At 42.8% G+C, this 18,881-nt stretch carries 14 protein-coding genes; 5 read left to right on the top strand and 9 right to left on the bottom strand.

Annotated elements, in window-relative coordinates:
- Positions 1-12: 12 nt before the first annotated feature.
- From BLP33_RS06330 to BLP33_RS06340, 3 genes are read left to right on the top strand one after another with little or no spacing between them, the layout of a single operon-like run.
- Positions 13-1,023, top strand: coding sequence for a hypothetical protein (locus BLP33_RS06330; RefSeq protein WP_139159943.1), 1,011 nt, complete (start codon positions 13-15; stop codon positions 1,021-1,023).
- 42 nt (positions 1,024-1,065) lie between these two features.
- Positions 1,066-1,404 (top strand): YciI family protein, encoded by a 339-nt coding sequence (locus BLP33_RS06335; protein ID WP_090525871.1) that lies wholly within the window; start codon positions 1,066-1,068, stop codon positions 1,402-1,404.
- Positions 1,405-1,449: 45 nt separating this feature from the next.
- Entirely contained in the window at positions 1,450-2,694 is a 1,245-nt protein-coding gene (locus tag BLP33_RS06340; RefSeq protein ID WP_090525872.1) for an RNA polymerase sigma factor, read from the top strand.
- On the opposite strand, the gene BLP33_RS06345 is transcribed toward BLP33_RS06340, so the two are convergent.
- Complete coding sequence (locus BLP33_RS06345) at positions 2,687-3,190, bottom strand: hypothetical protein (protein WP_090525873.1); 504 nt, start codon at positions 3,188-3,190, stop codon at positions 2,687-2,689. The two genes, BLP33_RS06340 and BLP33_RS06345, sit on opposite strands and share 8 nt — an antisense overlap.
- Positions 3,191-3,491: 301 nt before the next feature.
- On the opposite strand from BLP33_RS06345, the gene BLP33_RS06350 reads away from it, so the two are divergent.
- Both BLP33_RS06350 and BLP33_RS06355 read left to right on the top strand, forming a co-directional pair.
- On the top strand, positions 3,492-5,096 hold the full coding sequence (locus tag BLP33_RS06350; RefSeq protein WP_217633110.1) for a sigma-54 interaction domain-containing protein: 1,605 nt from the start codon (positions 3,492-3,494) through the stop codon (positions 5,094-5,096).
- Between the two features lie 77 nt (positions 5,097-5,173).
- Positions 5,174-7,252, top strand: coding sequence for a sigma 54-interacting transcriptional regulator (locus BLP33_RS06355; protein ID WP_217633111.1), 2,079 nt, complete (start codon positions 5,174-5,176; stop codon positions 7,250-7,252).
- 191 nt (positions 7,253-7,443) lie between these two features.
- Here the strand turns inward: BLP33_RS06355 and BLP33_RS06360 are convergent, their stop codons facing one another.
- The 8 genes from BLP33_RS06360 to BLP33_RS06395 form a co-directional block, all read right to left on the bottom strand.
- Complete coding sequence (locus tag BLP33_RS06360) at positions 7,444-8,184, bottom strand: SDR family NAD(P)-dependent oxidoreductase (protein WP_090525874.1); 741 nt, start codon at positions 8,182-8,184, stop codon at positions 7,444-7,446.
- 51 nt (positions 8,185-8,235) lie between these two features.
- Entirely contained in the window at positions 8,236-9,090 is an 855-nt protein-coding gene (locus BLP33_RS06365; RefSeq protein WP_090525875.1) for a helix-turn-helix domain-containing protein, read from the bottom strand.
- A gap of 166 nt (positions 9,091-9,256) precedes the next feature.
- A complete protein-coding gene (locus tag BLP33_RS27400; protein WP_175489947.1) occupies positions 9,257-11,950 on the bottom strand; it encodes a sigma 54-interacting transcriptional regulator in 2,694 nt (897 codons plus the stop codon).
- Between the two features lie 381 nt (positions 11,951-12,331).
- Positions 12,332-13,366, bottom strand: coding sequence for an alpha/beta hydrolase (locus BLP33_RS06375; protein ID WP_090525876.1), 1,035 nt, complete (start codon positions 13,364-13,366; stop codon positions 12,332-12,334).
- Positions 13,367-13,545: 179 nt separating this feature from the next.
- Positions 13,546-14,337 (bottom strand): alpha/beta fold hydrolase, encoded by a 792-nt coding sequence (locus tag BLP33_RS06380; protein WP_090525877.1) that lies wholly within the window; start codon positions 14,335-14,337, stop codon positions 13,546-13,548.
- Between the two features lie 193 nt (positions 14,338-14,530).
- Positions 14,531-15,061 (bottom strand): Dps family protein, encoded by a 531-nt coding sequence (locus tag BLP33_RS06385; protein WP_229701523.1) that lies wholly within the window; start codon positions 15,059-15,061, stop codon positions 14,531-14,533.
- A 25-nt stretch (positions 15,062-15,086) separates the two neighbouring features.
- On the bottom strand, positions 15,087-17,129 hold the full coding sequence (locus BLP33_RS06390) for a ferritin-like domain-containing protein (RefSeq protein WP_090525878.1): 2,043 nt from the start codon (positions 17,127-17,129) through the stop codon (positions 15,087-15,089).
- A 120-nt stretch (positions 17,130-17,249) separates the two neighbouring features.
- On the bottom strand, positions 17,250-18,725 hold the full coding sequence (locus BLP33_RS06395; protein ID WP_090525879.1) for an aminotransferase-like domain-containing protein: 1,476 nt from the start codon (positions 18,723-18,725) through the stop codon (positions 17,250-17,252).
- Positions 18,726-18,881: the final 156 nt, after the last annotated feature.

The raw sequence follows: 18,881 nt of genomic DNA on the forward strand, positions 1-18,881 counted from the left end.
CTAAATATTAAAATGATGCAAGCGTTTGAGATGGAAATTGTGAATTCGGCCCCGGTATTATCAGCACTTGTTGAAACGATAAAACAGGCGGGCAAATCAAAAAACACATACCTGCTATGTGAAAAGCAAAGAAAAATGACGGACTCTAAACTTCACAAAACATCACCAAATTCATTAGGAATAAAGGAATTAACGTTACCAGTTTTTTTTAAAAAATTAGGTATCAAAAGCCTGATGATGTGCAATGGCTATGACCTGTCATCATTAACCAAATATGAGTTTATTGTTTTAAACGAAAATAAATGCGAAAACTCCTGGCATGACATAAGAAATGACCAGCTAATTGCCGACCTGCATCTCCTGTTCAAAAAATGCAGGGCAATAACTTTTAACGATTGGACAGATCTGGTAGGCGCGTCGGGCTTGTTGACAGGGCTATTTGACGATGTGATAAAACCGCTTAATAAATCAAACCTCGACTTTATTTTTTATTTAGACGATCCAGGCAAAACCCTTTTTTATCAGATTGATAACATCCTTCAAATAGTCAGCAAATTTGGTGTTAAAGGTAAAGTTACTTTTGTACTTGATGAGTTTGAGGCGGTTAATCTTTGGATGGTACTCAACGGTGAAATGCCCAATACAACATTCAATATCAATACGCCTTATGGTTTAAAAAAGAAGTGCTTTTCCATATTACGCACTATGAACATCAACCGCTTGCTCATCTATTCGGTAAATAGCGTGATCCTGTTTTCAGAAGACCAGCAATTTATATTTGCACGAAGAGATTTTGATCAGATAGCCGAAATTGCCGCTGATGCAAGGGATAAATTTATTACCGGCTTTAGTTTCGGATTACTCAGCAAGCTTGATATTCAGCATTCTATAGCACTTGGCCTTATTATGCTTGGAGTGCAAACCGAAATGAATATCTCCGCCGACACTGCGCAACTTCTTTTGTACATAGAAAAATGGCTTGCCGATCAGGATCAAAATAATGATAAATATTTGTACCAGTAAATACCGACTTTTGTTTAACCATCAAATCATAGATAAAAGATTATGAAAGAATTTCTATTTCTGTTTAGAAGGGATTACAAAACAGCCGAAAACCAACCCACTCCCGAAGAATTAAAAACGCATTTAGAACATTGGCAAACCTGGTTTGACGAGCTTGCAAAAAAAAATATACTTGCCAGGCCAACTCAGCGCTGGGATGGCGTAGGAAAAGTTATTGAGCGGGGTAAAAGTACTACCAATGGCCCATTTGCCGAAATTAAAGAATCAATAGGCGGAATGATCATCATCAGGGCGCTTGATTATGATGAAGCTGAAAAAATTGCACAAGGCTGTCCTATTTTTGAACTTAACGGTTCGGTAGAGATCAGGATGGGATTATAAACTAATGAGGCTGACGAAGATGATTGTATACAGGGCGAGGATTTTATGAATAAACCGGATTTAATTCCAAACCTTTTCCGCACCGAATATCAAAAAATAGTATCGGTGCTCATTTATCTATTTGGCATCGAATATATTGAAATAGCTGAGGATATTGTAAGCGACACCTTTCTTTCAGCAACCGAACTTTGGGCTACAAAAGGGCCCCCCGAAAATCCAACAGGTTGGCTCTATACCGTAGCAAAAAACAAAACCCGCAATTATATTAAACGCCACAAGGTTTTTGAAGAGAAACTGGTTGCGGCGTTGAAAACAGAAGAAACTGTAAGTAAAGAAATCGAGGTCGATCTATCTGTTAAAAATATAATCGATAGTCAGTTGGCAATGATCTTTACTGTTTGCAATCCGGTTATATCAAGCGATTCGCAGGTGGCACTCGCTTTAAACCTGCTTTGCGGCTTTGGCATTCAGGAAATTTCGGCTGCTTTTTTAACCAATAAAGAAGTAGTATACAAACGGATAAACCGGGCCAAAGAAAAGCTCAAAGAAGCCAAAATAGCGATTGAACAGCCATCGCTTAGCCAGATCACCGCCCGGCTTGATAGCGTTTTAAAAACCCTTTATCTTTTATATTCTGAAGGATACTACTCTACCTCACAAAATATTCTGTTGCGCAAAGATCTTTGTGAAGAAGCCATGCGCCTCACTTTATTACTTGCCGGCAACAACACAACAAACACGCCTGAAGTTAACGCGCTACTGGCCCTGATGAGTTTCCACTCCTCCCGCTTTGATGCCCGGTTAAGCGATGCCGGCGACGCTATCCTATACCAGGATCAGGACGAAAATTTATGGAACCAAGAATTGATTGAAACGGGCTTATATTTTTTAGACCGATCGTCGCGCGGCGACCATTTAAGTAAATATCACTGCGAAGCCGGAATTGCCTATTGGCACACCCGCAAAGCCGATTCGCCTGAAAAGTGGGAGAATATCCTACGGCTGTATGACCAGCTATTGCTTATAGAATACTCCCCTACCGCCGCGCTTAACCGCGTTTTCGCACTATCAAAAGTAAAAGGAAAACAAAAAGCCATTGCAGAGGCAGAAAAACTAAACCTTACAGATAACGTTTTTTACTATTCGTTACTGGGAAACCTGTATACCAACGTTAATGATAGTAAAGCATTGAGCAATTACAAAACTGCTTTGAACCTTTCAGCCTCAAATACCGACAAAGCTACGATTCAAAAAAATATCGAACTTTTAAAAATAAAGATGGCTAATTAAGTCTACCGCCATTTTCGAAATGTCTTTTAGTTATTAAAGAAATTGGCAAACCAACCAGTACCATGTGCCAGATAACGCTGATGACAACAGCACTTAACTCTACCGGAGCCGGTTGAATTTTGCTAAACGGGATAATTACCAGGTTCATGAACAGCCAAATGGCAATCCCCAGTAAAAGCCCCGAAATAACAGGCCATTTTCTTAACGGGCTTATTACAGGGTACAGGTAAAAATAAACTGCGGCGATAACGAATGCTATCATTAAATGCAATAATGTACCGATAATAACCGTGGTGGTGCCTCCCGAAAATGCTTCAGCGCCATAAATCGCGCTCGCGATGTATTGCATAACCTGTGCCGGGCTCAGTCCCAGCTTGAAATAAAATACTACCGATGCTGCCATGCTATCCAAAATGCCGGCAATGATTCCCGCTGTTAATATTGTGCGGGCAGCACCTATTTTTTGTTCGGTGTCTGCCAGGATGTTTTGTCTCATATCCGTTTTAGTTGAATTGAAAACCTAACAACAACCGACATTTTATTTTTGGACAACCGCATTGTTTTTTTCACGACGAATTTCTGCCTGGGCTACTTATTTCAGATGCAGCAGAAGGAATATAGCTAAAAGGAGTTAGGCGTTATTTGGTGGCAGAAGTCACAGCCGGGCGGTATTTCGTTCGTGTGCTATACCCCTTATCCCATCAATACACTTACCATTAAGCGTTTATCATAACTGGCATAGTTTTATATAAATCCAAATTGGCTTTTAACCTTTCGGTAAAGTCATTTTAAATTATATGAAAGATACAAGTACCGAATATTTCACAGACGATATGATCACAGTGGCAGAAGACATGGAGGCTGCTGAACCTGTAACCGAACAAGAATGGGAAACCACACTCCTGCTTGATTTTGGTAACGCAATAGCTGCCGTAAGGAGTAAGGAAGATCTTTTTGATACCGTAAAGTTGTTTTTGCGAAGATTAAATATACTTCGGGGATATGCCATCAGAATGATTAACGATGATGGCAAAACCATGAGTACCTATGTACATGACCGTGCCGTTACCACTCCTGATGATCCTCTGATACTTGAGGTGGCCAAAGCGCGCTATCCTATTAAAGATGGGATACAGGATAGGGTGTTAAATAGCGACACATCCGTTTTTTTAATAGTTGATGAAGAGATTGCGCGAGGCCACGATGCAGGGTATCTGCATTTTTGGAAAAGTGTGGGCTTTGTAAAAGTAGCCGGAATGCCTTTGCAAACAGCCTCCCGAAAATGGGGTATTTTATGGCTGGCCATGGAAGAAATCAACATTCAGCTTGTTGAAAGCCTTTGTTCGCTGATATCAATTGCCATATCAAACATCAAAACCAACGAACAAATCCTCATTCTTAAAGAAAAACTGGAACAAGAAAACCAATACCTTAACGAGCAGCTTAGCAATAGCTATAGTGCCGAAATTGTGGGGCAACATCCTGCAATGCACAATGTATACAAACTCATATCTCGGGTTGCGGGTGCAAGCTCTTCGGTATTGATACTGGGCGAAACCGGTACAGGAAAAGAACTTATTGCAAGGGCCATACATCAGGCTTCTCCCCGAAACAACAAATTAATGATCAAGATCAATTGTGCGGCAATGCCGGCAAACCTCATAGAGAGCGAACTCTTCGGTCACGAAAAAGGATCGTTCACCGGCGCGTTTGAACGTCGCATAGGCAAATTTGAACAGGCACACAACAGTACGCTATTTTTAGATGAAATAGGTGAGCTCCCGTTAGAGTTACAGGTAAAACTATTAAGGGTTGTCCAGGAACGTGAGTTTGAACGGATAGGCGGAAAAAACACCATTAAAATTGATGTAAGGATAATAGCAGCCACCAACAGGAATCTTGAAGAAGAGGTAGAGGCCGGCAGGTTCCGTGCCGATCTTTATTACCGTTTAAATGTTTTCCCCATTCAGCTACCGGCCTTAAGGGAACGCAAAGAAGACCTTATTCCCTTAGCCAACTTTTTTATCAGCCGCTACAGCAGGCAAACCGGCATAGCGGTAAAAGGCATGACTGCCGAAGTAGCCCGCACTTTGCAAGACTATGACTGGCCGGGTAATGTACGCGAACTTGAACACTTGATTGAACGCAGCATCCTGCTCACAAACGATAACAAGCTAAGAGACGTTCATCTTCCGGGAATTAAAATAGATCAATCTGTTCAAGACGACGCTCCGCCATTAACCATGGAAAGCAGGGAGCGCTATCACATAATTGGCACGTTAAAACGCTGCAGCGGAAAAATAGGCGGCGAAGGCGGAGCCGCCGAGATATTAGATATTCCGTCAACCACACTTCATTCAAAAATGAGAAGGCTGAAGATCACAAAAAAAGAATACAAGTAACATCCCCTTTTTGACGGCGAACAGGGTAAAAAGGGATCTTAGACAAATAAAAAAAAGAAAAAGGAGGCTAAATGCTAATGGAAAGTGAAGACGAACGGGACGAGATAATACTTTTGTTAAAATGCGAACTGGCAAAAGTTAAAACGCAGGCGCAATTAATGGTAGCGATCGACAAAACCTTAAAAAAACTGGTAAACTTTAGCCAGGCCACATTGCTGTCATGCCAGGAAGATGAAAGTACTTACCGGATCTTTTTTATGGATAAGGCCTCTGGTGGCTCTACTGGATATTCAAGCTATAATGAGATCATATCCTGTTCGTATTCGTTTTGCGACGATTTATCCGGGTTTATTTCAAAAGCTGATAAAGCACAAATTTTCGATATCCGCACATTTAACTTAGCCGTAGCACCTCAATGGCTTAAGTTAAACTACGCGTCGGGAGCCCGTGAACTCATTGTAAAAAACCTGCCCGGTGCCGGGGATACTAAACATACTCTTATCCTCTTTGCAGATAAGTTAAACTCGCTTACAGATACACATATACAGTATGTAGAAACAATAGCAGGGCAAATCGGCAAAGCCATTAATAACATCGCTGCCCACGAAGCTGTATTATACAAAGAACACAACAAAGCATGCCTACTTAAATTTGCTACTGACCTTGCTGCTGTCAAAAAAAAGGGGGATCTGGAAGCCGCTATTTTTGATATTCTGGATCAACTTATAGGCATAAAGCTATCTATGATCAGGCTAATAGAAGATGATGGAATTACTTTAGTTCCTTATCTATATGATAAAAACGCCGTTTTTAAAGATGAAGAGCTATTTAAACAACTATTGGCAAAAAATATAACTATCGACGAACCTATTTCGGCCAGAGTACTGGATAGTGATGAGCCCGTTATATTTAATATCGAAGCTGAGCAAAAGAGTGGCAACAGCAGCCCGTATATAACCCTTTGGAAAAAGGCGGGTAAAAAACATATGTACGGCGCCCGTCTATGTATTGGGAATGAAAATATAGGAACACTTTGGCTGTTGATAAACGAACTGAATACCCATCTGTTGAAAGGCCTTTGCTCACAAATATCGGTAGCCATATTCAACATCAAAGCCAACGAACGGTTATTGGCCTATCAAAAGCAACTGGAAACGGAAAATGATCATTTGAAAGAACAGATCAAAACCATCCACAATTTTTCGGAGATAATTGGTATCAGCCTGCGAATGCAAAAGGTTTACCAGTTGATGTCGCGGGTGGCCGATTCAAATTCAACAGTGCTTATTTTAGGAGAGACCGGTACCGGGAAGGAACTGATTGCGCGTGGGATTCATGACGCCTCGCCCCGGAAAAACAAATTGATGATAAAAGTAAACTGCGCTGCTCTTCCGCCCAATCTCATCGAGAGCGAGCTTTTTGGTCATGAAAAAGGATCGTTTACCGGTGCTTTTGAACAACGGATAGGCAAGTTTGAGCTGGCCAATAACAGCACTTTATTTTTGGATGAAATTGGTGAACTACCGCTGGAGCTGCAGGTTAAATTACTCCGTGTTATCCAGGAGCGGGAGTTTGAACGCGTAGGCGGAAAAAGCACAATAAAAGTTAATGTGAGGATAATAGCAGCAACTAACCGCAACCTGGAAAAAGAGGTAGTGGCAGGTAAATTCCGATCTGATCTGTATTACAGGCTTAATGTATTTCCAATCAATTTACCATCATTACGTGAACGGGTCGAAGACATACCCCCATTGGCAAACTTCTTCCTCAATAAATATAGCAGGCTTACAGGATACAAAGTTGGCTCAATAGCACCCAAAGTTTTGCAGCAATTGAAATCGTATTTATGGCCGGGAAACGTACGGGAGCTGGAGCACATTATTGAAAGAAGCGTTTTAATGACAACCGGCAACGTATTGCGGGAGGTACATTTGCCAAACACAAAACAAAGCGATAACCAGGCCATCCCCCATTTTAATCAAACTATCGAGGAGATGGAACGAAACCATATTATTAATATCCTGAAACAATGCGAGGGCAAAATTTCAGGAGCGGGCGGTGCGGCCGGGGTATTGGCTATTCAACCAACCACCCTGCATTCTAAAATGCGAAAATTAAATATCGCTAAAAGGGAATACATGAACCATGCACAGTAAGCTAATAGAAAAAAGGGATTCACTATTTGAATAAATGAATCCCTTTAGCGCGTGCATATTGAGGTTCAAAGGTAAGAGCCCAGCCCGCCTCCCTAAATCAACGCTAATATTTTGGTACCGGTCAATTATAGCCTTTTAATTATCGTAAAACTGCTCCGTTAAATTTCGCCACCATTTATTAATCGGTACATTTAGCTAACGGATATGCCACCATCAACAGGTAACACTACCCCGGTAACCCAATTGGATCCTGAATCGATCAATAGCGCTGTATTAGCTACAATATCTTCAACATCTCCTCTTTTTTGTAAGGGAATAGTTTTTGCTTCACTTTGCTGGATAGCGAGTATAATATCTGCCGAAAGGCCGGCATTTTCTAAAACGGGGGTATCTGTAGGGCCGGGTGCAACGCAATTTACACGAATGCCGAGCGGTGCCAGTTCCAAAGCCCATATCTTTGTAAGCATGTTAAGGCCGCTTTTTGCCGAGCCGTAAGCGCTAAGCTGAGCGTAAGCTTTTATACCATGGCTACTGCTTACGTTAATGATTTGCCCTTTGGTGGCAGATAAAAATGGCACACAACCCGCAGCGAGTAAGCTTGGAGCTATCAGGTGAACCTGGTACATCTCCTCTAACTGGTCCCTGCTTATTTCGGGCAAGGGTGTAAGGGCCACATGGCCTGCATTGTTTACCAGCACGTCAAGTTTGCCGTTCCATTCATCTTTTATGAAATCGATGATCTTGTTTTCCTGTGCGTTTTTCAGGCTATCGTATACGATGGTATAAATGCCGGGTAACTCTGCCGCCAGTTTTGATAACTTAGCGTTGTTTCGGCCGGTTGTCAATACCCGCCAGCCTTTGTTATAAAAATGTTTGGCAAGCCCCTCTCCTATACCCGAAGATCCTCCTGTTATTACAATGTTCTTTTGCATTTTTTGTGTATCTAAAATTGTGTTCTAATTATTCATTTGAGTCCCTTACAATCATGCAACCGCGTTAAAAGGACGCTGGAAATGAAGCCTGAATGTTTGCGGAGCAGTTTTAACCTGTTTACTAAAAAAACGGATAAAATAAGAAGGATCATCATAACCAAGTTTATAGCCAATTTCCTTTACCGAGAGATGCGTGTAAACCAAAAGCCGTTTAGCTTCCAGTATTATCCGTCTCTTGATTATTTCATTGGGTGTGTAGCAGCTGTGTTTACAAATCCGTTTATTCAATGCTTTTGCACTGATATTTAAAATATTAGCATACGATGCCACATCGTGGTGTTTAAAAAAATTGCGCTCAACTAACTGGATAAAGAACCTGCAAAAAACCGAATCGTGCTGAGCAGATAGAATATCCGGCCCCTGAATACGCTGGCAAATACGTGCAGCCTTAATGACGATCTGTTTTAATAAAACCCGGACCATTTCTTCCAGGTTAATATCATTTTGGGTTATCTCCTGCCTTACCTCGTCAAAAATAGATAAGATGATGTCTGCATCCACAGTGCTAAGTGCTATACCAGATACCTTTTGAACTTTATCAAAAAGCAGTTCATCGCAGGCTATTTCCTGGCTATGGAGGCTTACTCCATAAAGATCCTGATCATAGTATATGATGCTGCCCCTGAAGCCTTCAGAAAGCTTGAGCATTTGCGCGGCAGTTACAAAAACAATCCCGTCCTGTTGTACCAAAACATCTGTAAAATCAATACTCAACCTGCTTCCATGCCTTACATACACTATCTTAATAAAATCCCTGAGCTGATCGATGAACTGGTCGGACTGGTTTCGCCCCTGAAAATCCAGGATCCCAAATCTGTTAAAGGCTTTTTGTTTAAAGTGTTCCATCTTAATAATCCATATCGGCAGCAATGCCGCTCTGTCTAATGGATTACAATCAATATACCATGAATTAAATAATTGACTATCAGAACAATAAACAACAACCACCTTCCACCGCACACCTAATACAGCGGATTAAAAAGTACTTTAACGATATTGCGAGCAATCGCTGTCAGGAGGCTTGCGACAAATAATCCGTTTTGGAGATCTTCAGCTTTTTCATTTTAGCATGTAAGGTAGTTGAAGGCGTACCCAACACATCCGCAGCCCCGCCTGATCCTGCTATTTTCCCCCCGCATATTTTGAGTGTTTGAATGATGTGGGCACGCTCAATTTCTTCGAGCGTTTGATTAACTGACAGGTCTTTTCCAAAACGGGTTTTAGGTAGGTAGATCTCCCTCAACGTGCTGCCGTTGGTTAACAAAACGCTTCGCTCCAGCAGGTGCTCAAGCTCCCTGACATTACCTGGCCATTGGTAACTTTTCAGCTCCTGCATTACTTTGGCTGATATAGATGTCACTTTTATGCCGGTATTTTTACAGTGGCGGGCAAGGAAGTAATTGGCCAGCGGAGCTATATCCGCAATCCGTTTGCGCAAAGGCGGCAGACTGATGGGGAAAACATTAAGCCGGTAATAAAGGTCGGCCCTGAACCGGCCTGCATTTACTTCTTCTTCCAGGTTGCGGTTGGTGGCCGCTATGATCCGTACATCAACCTTAATGGTAGTTTTACCGCCTATCCGCTCAAATTCGCGCTCCTGAATAACCCGCAGTAGTTTTACCTGCAATTCTAAAGGCAACTCGCCTATCTCATCTAAAAACAAAGTGCTGTTATGCGCCTGTTCAAATTTACCGATCCGCCTTTCAAGCGCGCCGGTAAATGCGCCTCTTTCATGGCCGAAAAGTTCGCTTTCAATCAGGTTGGCAGGAAGAGCGGCACAGTTAACTTTTACCATTAACTTATCCTTTCGCGGTGAGCTTTTGTGAACTCCCCGTGCTACTAATTCCTTGCCTGTCCCGGTTTCGCCCATCAGCAATACCGTTGAATTTGTTTTGGCTACAATCGACATCAACTGATAAACCTGTTGCATTTCAGGGCCGCTACCAACAATTTCGGCAGAATTATAAATGGTGTTTATCTGTTCTTTCAGGTGATCGTTTTCAACCTCCAGCATACTTTTATAGGTAATAAGCTGCTCGTTAACCAATACATTCGAAATAGCGGTAGAGATCTGCGCGCAAATTCCTTTCAATATGGCAAGGTTAACCACATCCGTTTCCATAAAAAGAATGCCGAGATCTTTACTTCCTGTTCGTAATGCTACACCAATCATTTTCCGCAGCCCCATATCGCTCCAGGTACGAACGTATTGTGGAACTACCGGGCGCCTCATTTCCTGATCGGTGATAAAAAGAATTGGTTCGGTGCTCCGCAACACCTTATCCTGTATCCCATCCTTAATATCAAACCTGGTCGCGATCATTTGCTTAAACCCCGGGGCATTTTTAAAAGTAGTAGTGCTGTCATAAACATACGAACTGGTTGTCCCCCCCTCGTTATCGATAAGCCTAATGATATAGCCCTTTACCGAGCTTAGCTTTTTTACCGCCTTTTCTACAGCTACAGAAAAATCGTGTTTGCTGCGCACTGCAGCGATATCATGGCTAAAATCCAACAGGAAAGATTTTTCTCTTTCCTTATTCATGATCTCCTCGTTGGCAGCAATGTTACTTGCCGCCGTAAATAACTGACTGGAAATACGTTCAACAATATTCAATGCCGCAGCATCAAATGTTCCCTTTTTGTCGGCAAATAAAATAAGGCTTAACTCAAGTTCGGTTTTACCGGGCAGCAAGTTGATCACCATTTCGCGGGCACCGGCAGCATAGTTTAGTTTAAACCAGAGCGGAACTTTATTGAGATCAAAAGTAGTCATATCAAGCACCACAGGGCCATCACAGCCCGATGCTGCGCTATAAATGCCATCATTAACCGGATTTGCGCTCTCAAGGGCTGCAACGTGCCGGGGGAATTTTTTCGTGGGCGAATCCGGATCAGTTACATATACACTGTAGTTTTCTCCTGCCTCATCGAGGATGGTCATTACATTATGTGTAAACTTTACAAGCTTTTTAAGGCCGGTATTAACAACGGTAAGTAAATCTTTTCTATGCCGTACGGTTGCCAGGTTATTGCTTATATCCAGTAAAACCTCATTTACCCACTCTTTAAATTCAATTTCTTCATTTATTTTAATGTTTGATACCGCGCTGGAAAGCTGGGAGCTTATCATCGATATGAAAGCCTTAAAATCGTCAGAAAAAGCCCCGATACGGTCTGAATACATCAAAACATGCCCGATAGTTTCCATTTTACTTTTTAGCGGAACTATCATTGCTTCTTTTATCCCGCATTCGTAATTCACTTTTAAAAAGCCGGGAATACCGGGTTTATGTATAATATCGTCCAATAAAAATGATACCGGCATATCAGAACCATGCGCCTGGCTTATAAACGGATCGTCAAGAAAAAAACGTGAGGCGAGCAATGACGGCAACTCGTCACGATGCTTGATCTGTAGCGCCTCCCTGTCAATTAAAAAAGGATAATAGGTTTGCTGCTGCTTATCAACCAGTGATACAACCGCGTGTGTAAAGTAAAACAGGCTTTTAAGCCTTGATGAAAAAACCGTAATTAAATCTATCTTGGTTCTTACCTGGGTGATATCATTACTTAACTCCAGCAATACCTCCTTCTCATTTTCATAACACCGCACGTGCTTTTTAAGTACTTTGAGAAAATTCTTTTTGTCTGTCAACTGATTTTCGAAATCATCAATCACTGTTAAAAATCCTGGCTTTTCCATTTTGTAACAATTGGGGTAAAAAGGCACCAACGCAGATTTTACCGCGCCCATGGTACAGGCCGGCAAAACCAACAATCATAAAAAATGCAGTGGCGGATTCAATTTTAAGCGATTTGCGCTATAGCAATACCCTCCCGTCTCTTAACCGGCGTTAGCTTGACCTCTAACATTACGATATTTCCTAAAACATGCCGTTATCCTATTGCATAGTATTGCTATCAAATCCCTCCGCACCGAACACTCCCACTACTCGCATTTACAGTTGATTGACAATCGACCTTCCGGAATTGGACATAACCGATAACTTTTTCCGAAACAGGCTTAAAAAGTAACGCCCCCGGGTTATCCCGGAGGCGTTACTTTTGATAAGATTATAGTTGACTATTTAAGTGCCTTTTTAATCTCGGATGCTACCTGTAACATCGCGGCCCGTGTGCCGGGAACATTGGCAATTGGGTTAAGCAAACCAAAATCGTGGATCATACCATTGTAACGTACCGACGTTACTGTCACACCCGCTTCATCAAGTTTGCGGGCGTAAGCTTCGCCCTCGTCACGCAGCACATCGTTTTCGGCTACTAAAATGAATGCCGGCGGCAGGCCTTTTAACTGTGCGGTGGTTGCCTGTAACGGTGACGCGTAGATCTGTTTGCGTTCATTAGGATCGGTAGTGTAATTATCCCAAAACCATTGCATCATTTTTTTGGTAAGGAAACGCTGGGTAGCGAACTGATTGTACGATCCGGTTTCGAAATTGGCATCTGTAACCGGCCACATCATCACTTGCAACTTAATTTGAGGGCCTTTTTTATCTTTTGCCATGAGGGCTACTGCTGCGGTCATGTTGCCGCCAACACTATTGCCTACTACTGCCAATCGTTTACCGTCTACTCCTATTTGCAATCCGTTTGCCGCAACCCATTGAAGAGCGGTGTATTCCTGGTTGATAGCAGTAGGATAATGAGCTTCGGGTGATGGCGTATAGTTTACAAATACCGCCGCCGCACCTGAGTTAACCACCAGGTCGCGTACCAAACGTTTATGGGTAGGAAAATCGCCCAACACCCAGCCGCCTCCGTGTATGAATAGAAATACCGGCAATATCCCTTTGGCCTTAGCTGGTTTAACCACGTTTAAAACAAGAATACCGCCTTCGGCCGTAATTGTTTTCTGCGTTACCTTGATGTCTGAATAATCGAACTTTACAGATTCCTGGGCACCTGTAAGTACGGCCCTTGCTTCTACTGGACTAAGCTCTTCAATTGGCTTACCTTTGCCGGCGTTCAAAACTTTTAAAAACGCTTTGATATTACTTTCAATATGCCGGTCCTGTGCCGGATCAATAGTTTGCGCGTCAACTTTACCGCAAACAGCTACCGCAAAAAGGGCGGTTAAAATTGTAATTTTTGTCTTCATTTTTTTGAGTTAGTGTATGAGTTTAACACCACAAAGTTACCTTGACTCCTTATGACACTCAATGCACATACGGCTAAAAGCAATGGACTTTTTTCCCTATGGAAGGCGAATCAACTCAACAAAAAAGCCCCGTCGCTTTGCGCTCCGGGGCAATAACAAATGTCTACTAATTAAAACAACTATTTTTTCTCCGAGGCGGCGATGATCACCTTGCCTACAGCATCCGGGTGCGACATAAAAATCACATGGCTTCCTTTGATCTCGGTGACGTGTGTATTTGAACGTTTGTACATTTTACGTTCAATTTCAGGGTTGATGCTTTTATCTTCGGTTGCTACGATGCCATAAGTTGGCTTAGTTTTCCAGGCAGCATCCGCCACGGCGGTCTCAAAGCTTCCGCCAAAAATAGGTTCCTGCGAGGCAAACATAAAATCGGTTTCGGCCTGGCTTAAATCGCCTGCAAAACCGCCATGAAATTTGGCTTTATCATAGTAAACAAAACCTTTTTCATCCGGAGGTAAAATACCGTATTCAGGCAAAGTTGGCGCGGTTGCAGCCCATTGTAAAGTATTTTCACCTTTATCAGGCTGATATGCTGCAACGTAAACAAGACTGGCAACTTTTGGATGCATACCTGCTTCGGTAATCACCACTCCACCCCATGAGTGGCCCACTAAAATAACCGGACCATCCTGCTTATCGAGAATGCGGGTGGTAGCATCCACATCATCTTTGAGCGAAGTAAGTGGAATTTGCGCCGCCGTAACATGGTAACCTTTTTTAGTAAGAATCTCGAAAACACCTTTCCAACCCGAGCCGTCGGCAAAAGCGCCGTGTACAAGTACTACGTTTTTGATCTTGTCCTGCGCATTTGATAAAACTGACGACAGTAGTAAAAAGCTTAACATAAATGCCGTAATAAACCTCCGGCCCATACTTAATTTTGATTTGTTTGATTGTTCCATTTTCATAGTTAATTTTTTTTAACAAAGGTATTTTGGCTTCAAAAGCTCATCAATGGACAAAGAGGCGCTACTAATGGACATTTTTCCCTTTCGATTCTACCACTCCGAAAAAATTGATTTGATCAGATGATTTCAGAAAACAACGGGCAAAAAAATAGCGGGATGTTCTCCCGCTATAAAACAATAAATCGTTGTAAATCTACTTTGTTAGATGAGCCCTTAGCATCCAGGCCATTTCTTCGTGTGTTTCTAAAAGCGCGGTAAGGTAATCGCTCGAGCCCATGTCCTGGTATTTTTCGGCAAAGGGGGTAATGTTACCGCGCAGAAACATGATGATGCTTTCATGATCGGCTAACAGCTCCTTAACATATCCCTGACTGTTGTTGCTATTTTCGAGCTTTTCGGTTAAATGAGTAAGCTGTAAAAACTGGGTTAATGTGGCCGGGGCATAGTGACCAATTTTACGCATCCGCTCCGCAACACCATCAACCACCTCTTCAAGCTGCTGATATTGCGATTCAAAAAATACGTGAACCGTGTGAAAGTCGGCACCCTCAATGTTCCAGTGTGCGTTTCTGGTTTTGGTATACAGGATAAATTCGTCGGCCAATAGTTTTGCCAGTTCGTCAGACACAGCCTTTCTGCCTGCATCATTAATTCCAATGTTTGTTTTTATGTTGATATAATTGTTATTTTTTGTTGGTTGGTTTATAGTTATCCCGCCAGGCAATGGCTTTATTTATTGCTATTGATCTTTAGTTTTTATCATCAGTAAAATTGTTATACCAGTGCGTGCCATCACAAAACGGTTTATTTTTTGAGCCTCCGCAGCGGCACAGGGTATAATGTTCTTTCGATGCTCCTTCCAAAAAATCGGCATCCAGTTTTATGCTTCCTTTTACACGGTACGGTCCATTTTTTGAAACTGTAATAGTAGGTTCGTTAATTACCGGTAAGTTCAGCTTAGGGTTGGCAAAACTGAAACTTAATGCTCCCGATGGGCACCTTTTAGTTTGCTGACTTATCCTTTCACCGCTGGCTGCCGTTTGATCAACAAAAGGTTCTTTTCCCAGCCTGAATACTTCGGGCAATTCATCAGTACAAAAACCCGAGTGCTGGCAGATACCACGGTTATCGCATACGGTAAAATCGGTTACGGGATATTTATCCAACCGATCAGGCGTTCGGCCGGATAATTTACTGCTATCAAAACCTATGCGGGCATGGGTGCCATCGCAAAACGGTTTATTTGCCGAACCGCCGCAACGGCATAATGCCATTTGAGGCTCTGCAAGTAGCCTCTCGCCTTTTGAATTAAGCAGATTACTTACACCTTTTACCAGGTACGGCCCGTTGGTGGATGGATTAATCTCAGGCTCAAGTTTTGCAGGATCAACGAACTCAACCTTCGGGATAATTTTTTGCGCCTGCGCGGTTTTTTTTATAAAAAGCTCAGAGAGTGCCTGTAGGGCCGCAGATGCTTCTTTCACCTCTGGTGGGGATGTTTTTTGCTCGGCTAAGGCGGTGGCTTCTTTGGCAAGGTTAAAAAGCCGCTCACAGAAAAACACCCATGCTGATTCTTTATGCGGCAGCAACGTAATATCCCTATTGTAACCAAACCCAGGGCCGGCCATTAACGCGGCATTTGCCGGATCACCGAGAGGCATTTTGGCAAGCGCCTCGCCCATTGGGCGAATTACGGTAGTCATTATCCGCAGTGTAGCACGGGATAGCATTTCCAGCTCTTCCTCAGTTTCATCGCTGTGGGCAAAAAAGCGGAGTAACATTTGCAACATGGTATCATAACTCATGTTAAAGATATCGGCCGCGCAATGCGTATCCTCATCAAGGATTAACGTGCCTCCGGTAGCATCGTCATAAAACCGGGTCATGGGGTTTGAGGCCATTTTCCTCACGGGATCGAATACTGTATTCGTATTCGTTCCTTTTTCCATTTCGCTGATGTATTGCTTCCTGATGGTATCAAAGATCTCAAAATGGCAATCAGGGTGCTGTTGTGTTGGTGCTTCTCCCTGCTCCACAATCATTTCAATAGCCTGCAAGGCAGATTCCCTGTTTACTACGGAGATCAACTTTCCGCTCAAGTCGACATAACGGGCATTGGCCTGCGCCTCCCTCGGGCCGATAAACAATACATCTTCAGGGATACCTTTAAAGCCCGATGCTACCTTGTGATAAAACTCTCCAACAGTTGTAAAATCAATTTCATAAGGTTCCTGGAATTTAAAGGCTTCGGAGCCGAAGCGGGCTATCAATTCAGGTTCGGCTTTAAAATGCCGGGGCTTTAATTCGGCATATTCCAATTCCTGTTCTCTTACAACTTTATTACGCAGTTCATCATATTGAGCATGTATAACGGGTTCAAGTACGCCTTCTTCCGGTAGTTCAAATATCACCAGCCGCTCAATTGTAGCAAGCGAAAATGGCTCAAGAGTTAACTTAATGCCGAATGGAAAAGCGGATACAGGTAAAGGAAAATTGGCCCTTTTAAAATTAGGTGCACCACCTATTGCAGTTAGCATGTTGTTAACCTGGGCAAGGTGCAGCATTTCTTCTACCGCTACCATGGCTAATTTTCGCTTCCAGGTTTTTACCATGGTAAGTTGCTCTTCAGTCATTCCCCCTTCATCAAGGTTCGATTTTAGCGAATATGCTGCATAGAGATATACACAGGCCAGGCCATGTTCCAGTTCGGATGCCCGCGAGAGCAAATAAATAAGTTCCTCTCTGCTTTCTACGTCTTTAACTGCCGATTCACGGTGAGTTGGATTATTCATATTTTAGATGTTTTAATGAGCAAAATTATTGAGGGCTGACCTGCCTGAAGGGGACCAGATGGGACCCCTCCAGGTAATCCAGGCTTTGGCAACGATGGGGGCTTCATTCATCGTCATAATTCAAGAACAGGAAGTTAATTTCACCAGGATATCCACGGCTTTTGAAATCTCCTCTTCAGAGAGTGATGCAAACCCAAACCGGATCCCGTTATCATTCGGGTTGCCGGCAAGCCTGAACGGCATGCCAATCATACAAAGCCCGGCATGGGCGGCATCATTAATTATTTTATTTACAGGATATTGCCGCTTAAACCTAAGCCATATAGCCATGCCGCCAAGCGGCCGGGTAAACTCAACTGCGTGCGATAGTTTTTTGGTAAGCAGATCACAAATAAAGTCACAGCGCCGGGCGTATAATTTGTTCGACCGGTTAATATGCCGCACTAGATCCCCATTAATGATCATCTGCGCCAGCATAAATTCAATAAAGGTATCCCCTCTTAAATCAATCAAACGCTTCAGATCCGTCGCTTTTTTTACGATATCGGGCGCGGCTATCATATAGCCCACCCTTATTGAAGGCGCAAGCAGTTTTGTAAACGATCCAATATAGATTATTTTACCGCCATGAGGGCTGCTGGCCAATGGAAGGATAGGATTATTGGTATAATGAAAATCGTAACCATAATCATCCTCAATTACATAAAACCTGTACCGTTCAATCAGTTGAAGCAATTGCTGCCTCCTCTCGGCCGACATGGTTATGGTTGTAGGATGATGCAGATGAGGAACAATGTAAAGCATTTTTACCGGCGACTTTTTCAGGATCTGTTCCAGTTGATCCAAAGCCGGCCCTTCTGCATCTATTCCTATTTTTGAAATGTGAGCGCCGGTGTTTTCAATGATCTCGTCGGCATAGCGGTAATTGGGTTCCGTGACCACTACATGATCACCTTTGGCTAATAATACCGTAGCCGCTATATAAATGGCCATCTGCGCTCCGCGGGTAATCACCAGATCATCCTTCCTGATATTTAAGCCCCTGGTTTCGTTTAAAAACAAAGCAGTTGCCTCTTTAAGCAACGGCAGGCCACCCTGATCCCTCAAACACATTAATTGCTTAATTCTGGCACTGGTGGCCTTATCCCGGTATACTTTACTGATCTCGTTAAAAGGCGCAAGTTCCGGATCTGGATAGCCATCATTAACTACAATATCCCAACTTTTGGTTGTCCGGTGCTCTGGCTGTGATCCCCCTTGTAAGGCCAGGTTTCTTGCAGTCATGTTATCGCAGGAAGAAAAAGAATTTGGTGGCTGAAACGACCGTGGTTTGATTATTGGAAGCTCGGGCGTTACCCTGTAGCCCTTCCTATCTACTGACTCTATCCAATCTTCCGTCATCAGCTCTTCGTAGGCATTTATAATCGTTTTACGGTTAACGGTGATAAATTCGGCCATTTGCCGGGTGCCCGGGAAGAATGTACCAGGCGGAATTAAGCCTTCCCTTATCAGGCTTATCAGGCGATTGGTAATTTGCCTGTAAACAGGGAGCTGGTTTTGCTTATCGATAACAATCAGGTTGTGGTAAGGAAGCATCTTATTTTGTAATTAAATTTGTTTGCTGCCCTACTGAAAAACCCGATTCAAAAGCTTGCCAAGGCAGGGCATTGCACTTTCACAACCCACATACCAGATATCAATTATTTAAAAATCAACAACTTATCAAAATAAACAACATCAAACCACTCCATA

This window comes from Mucilaginibacter sp. NFR10 (assembly GCF_900100445.1).
Taxonomy (GTDB): domain Bacteria; phylum Bacteroidota; class Bacteroidia; order Sphingobacteriales; family Sphingobacteriaceae; genus Mucilaginibacter; species Mucilaginibacter rubeus.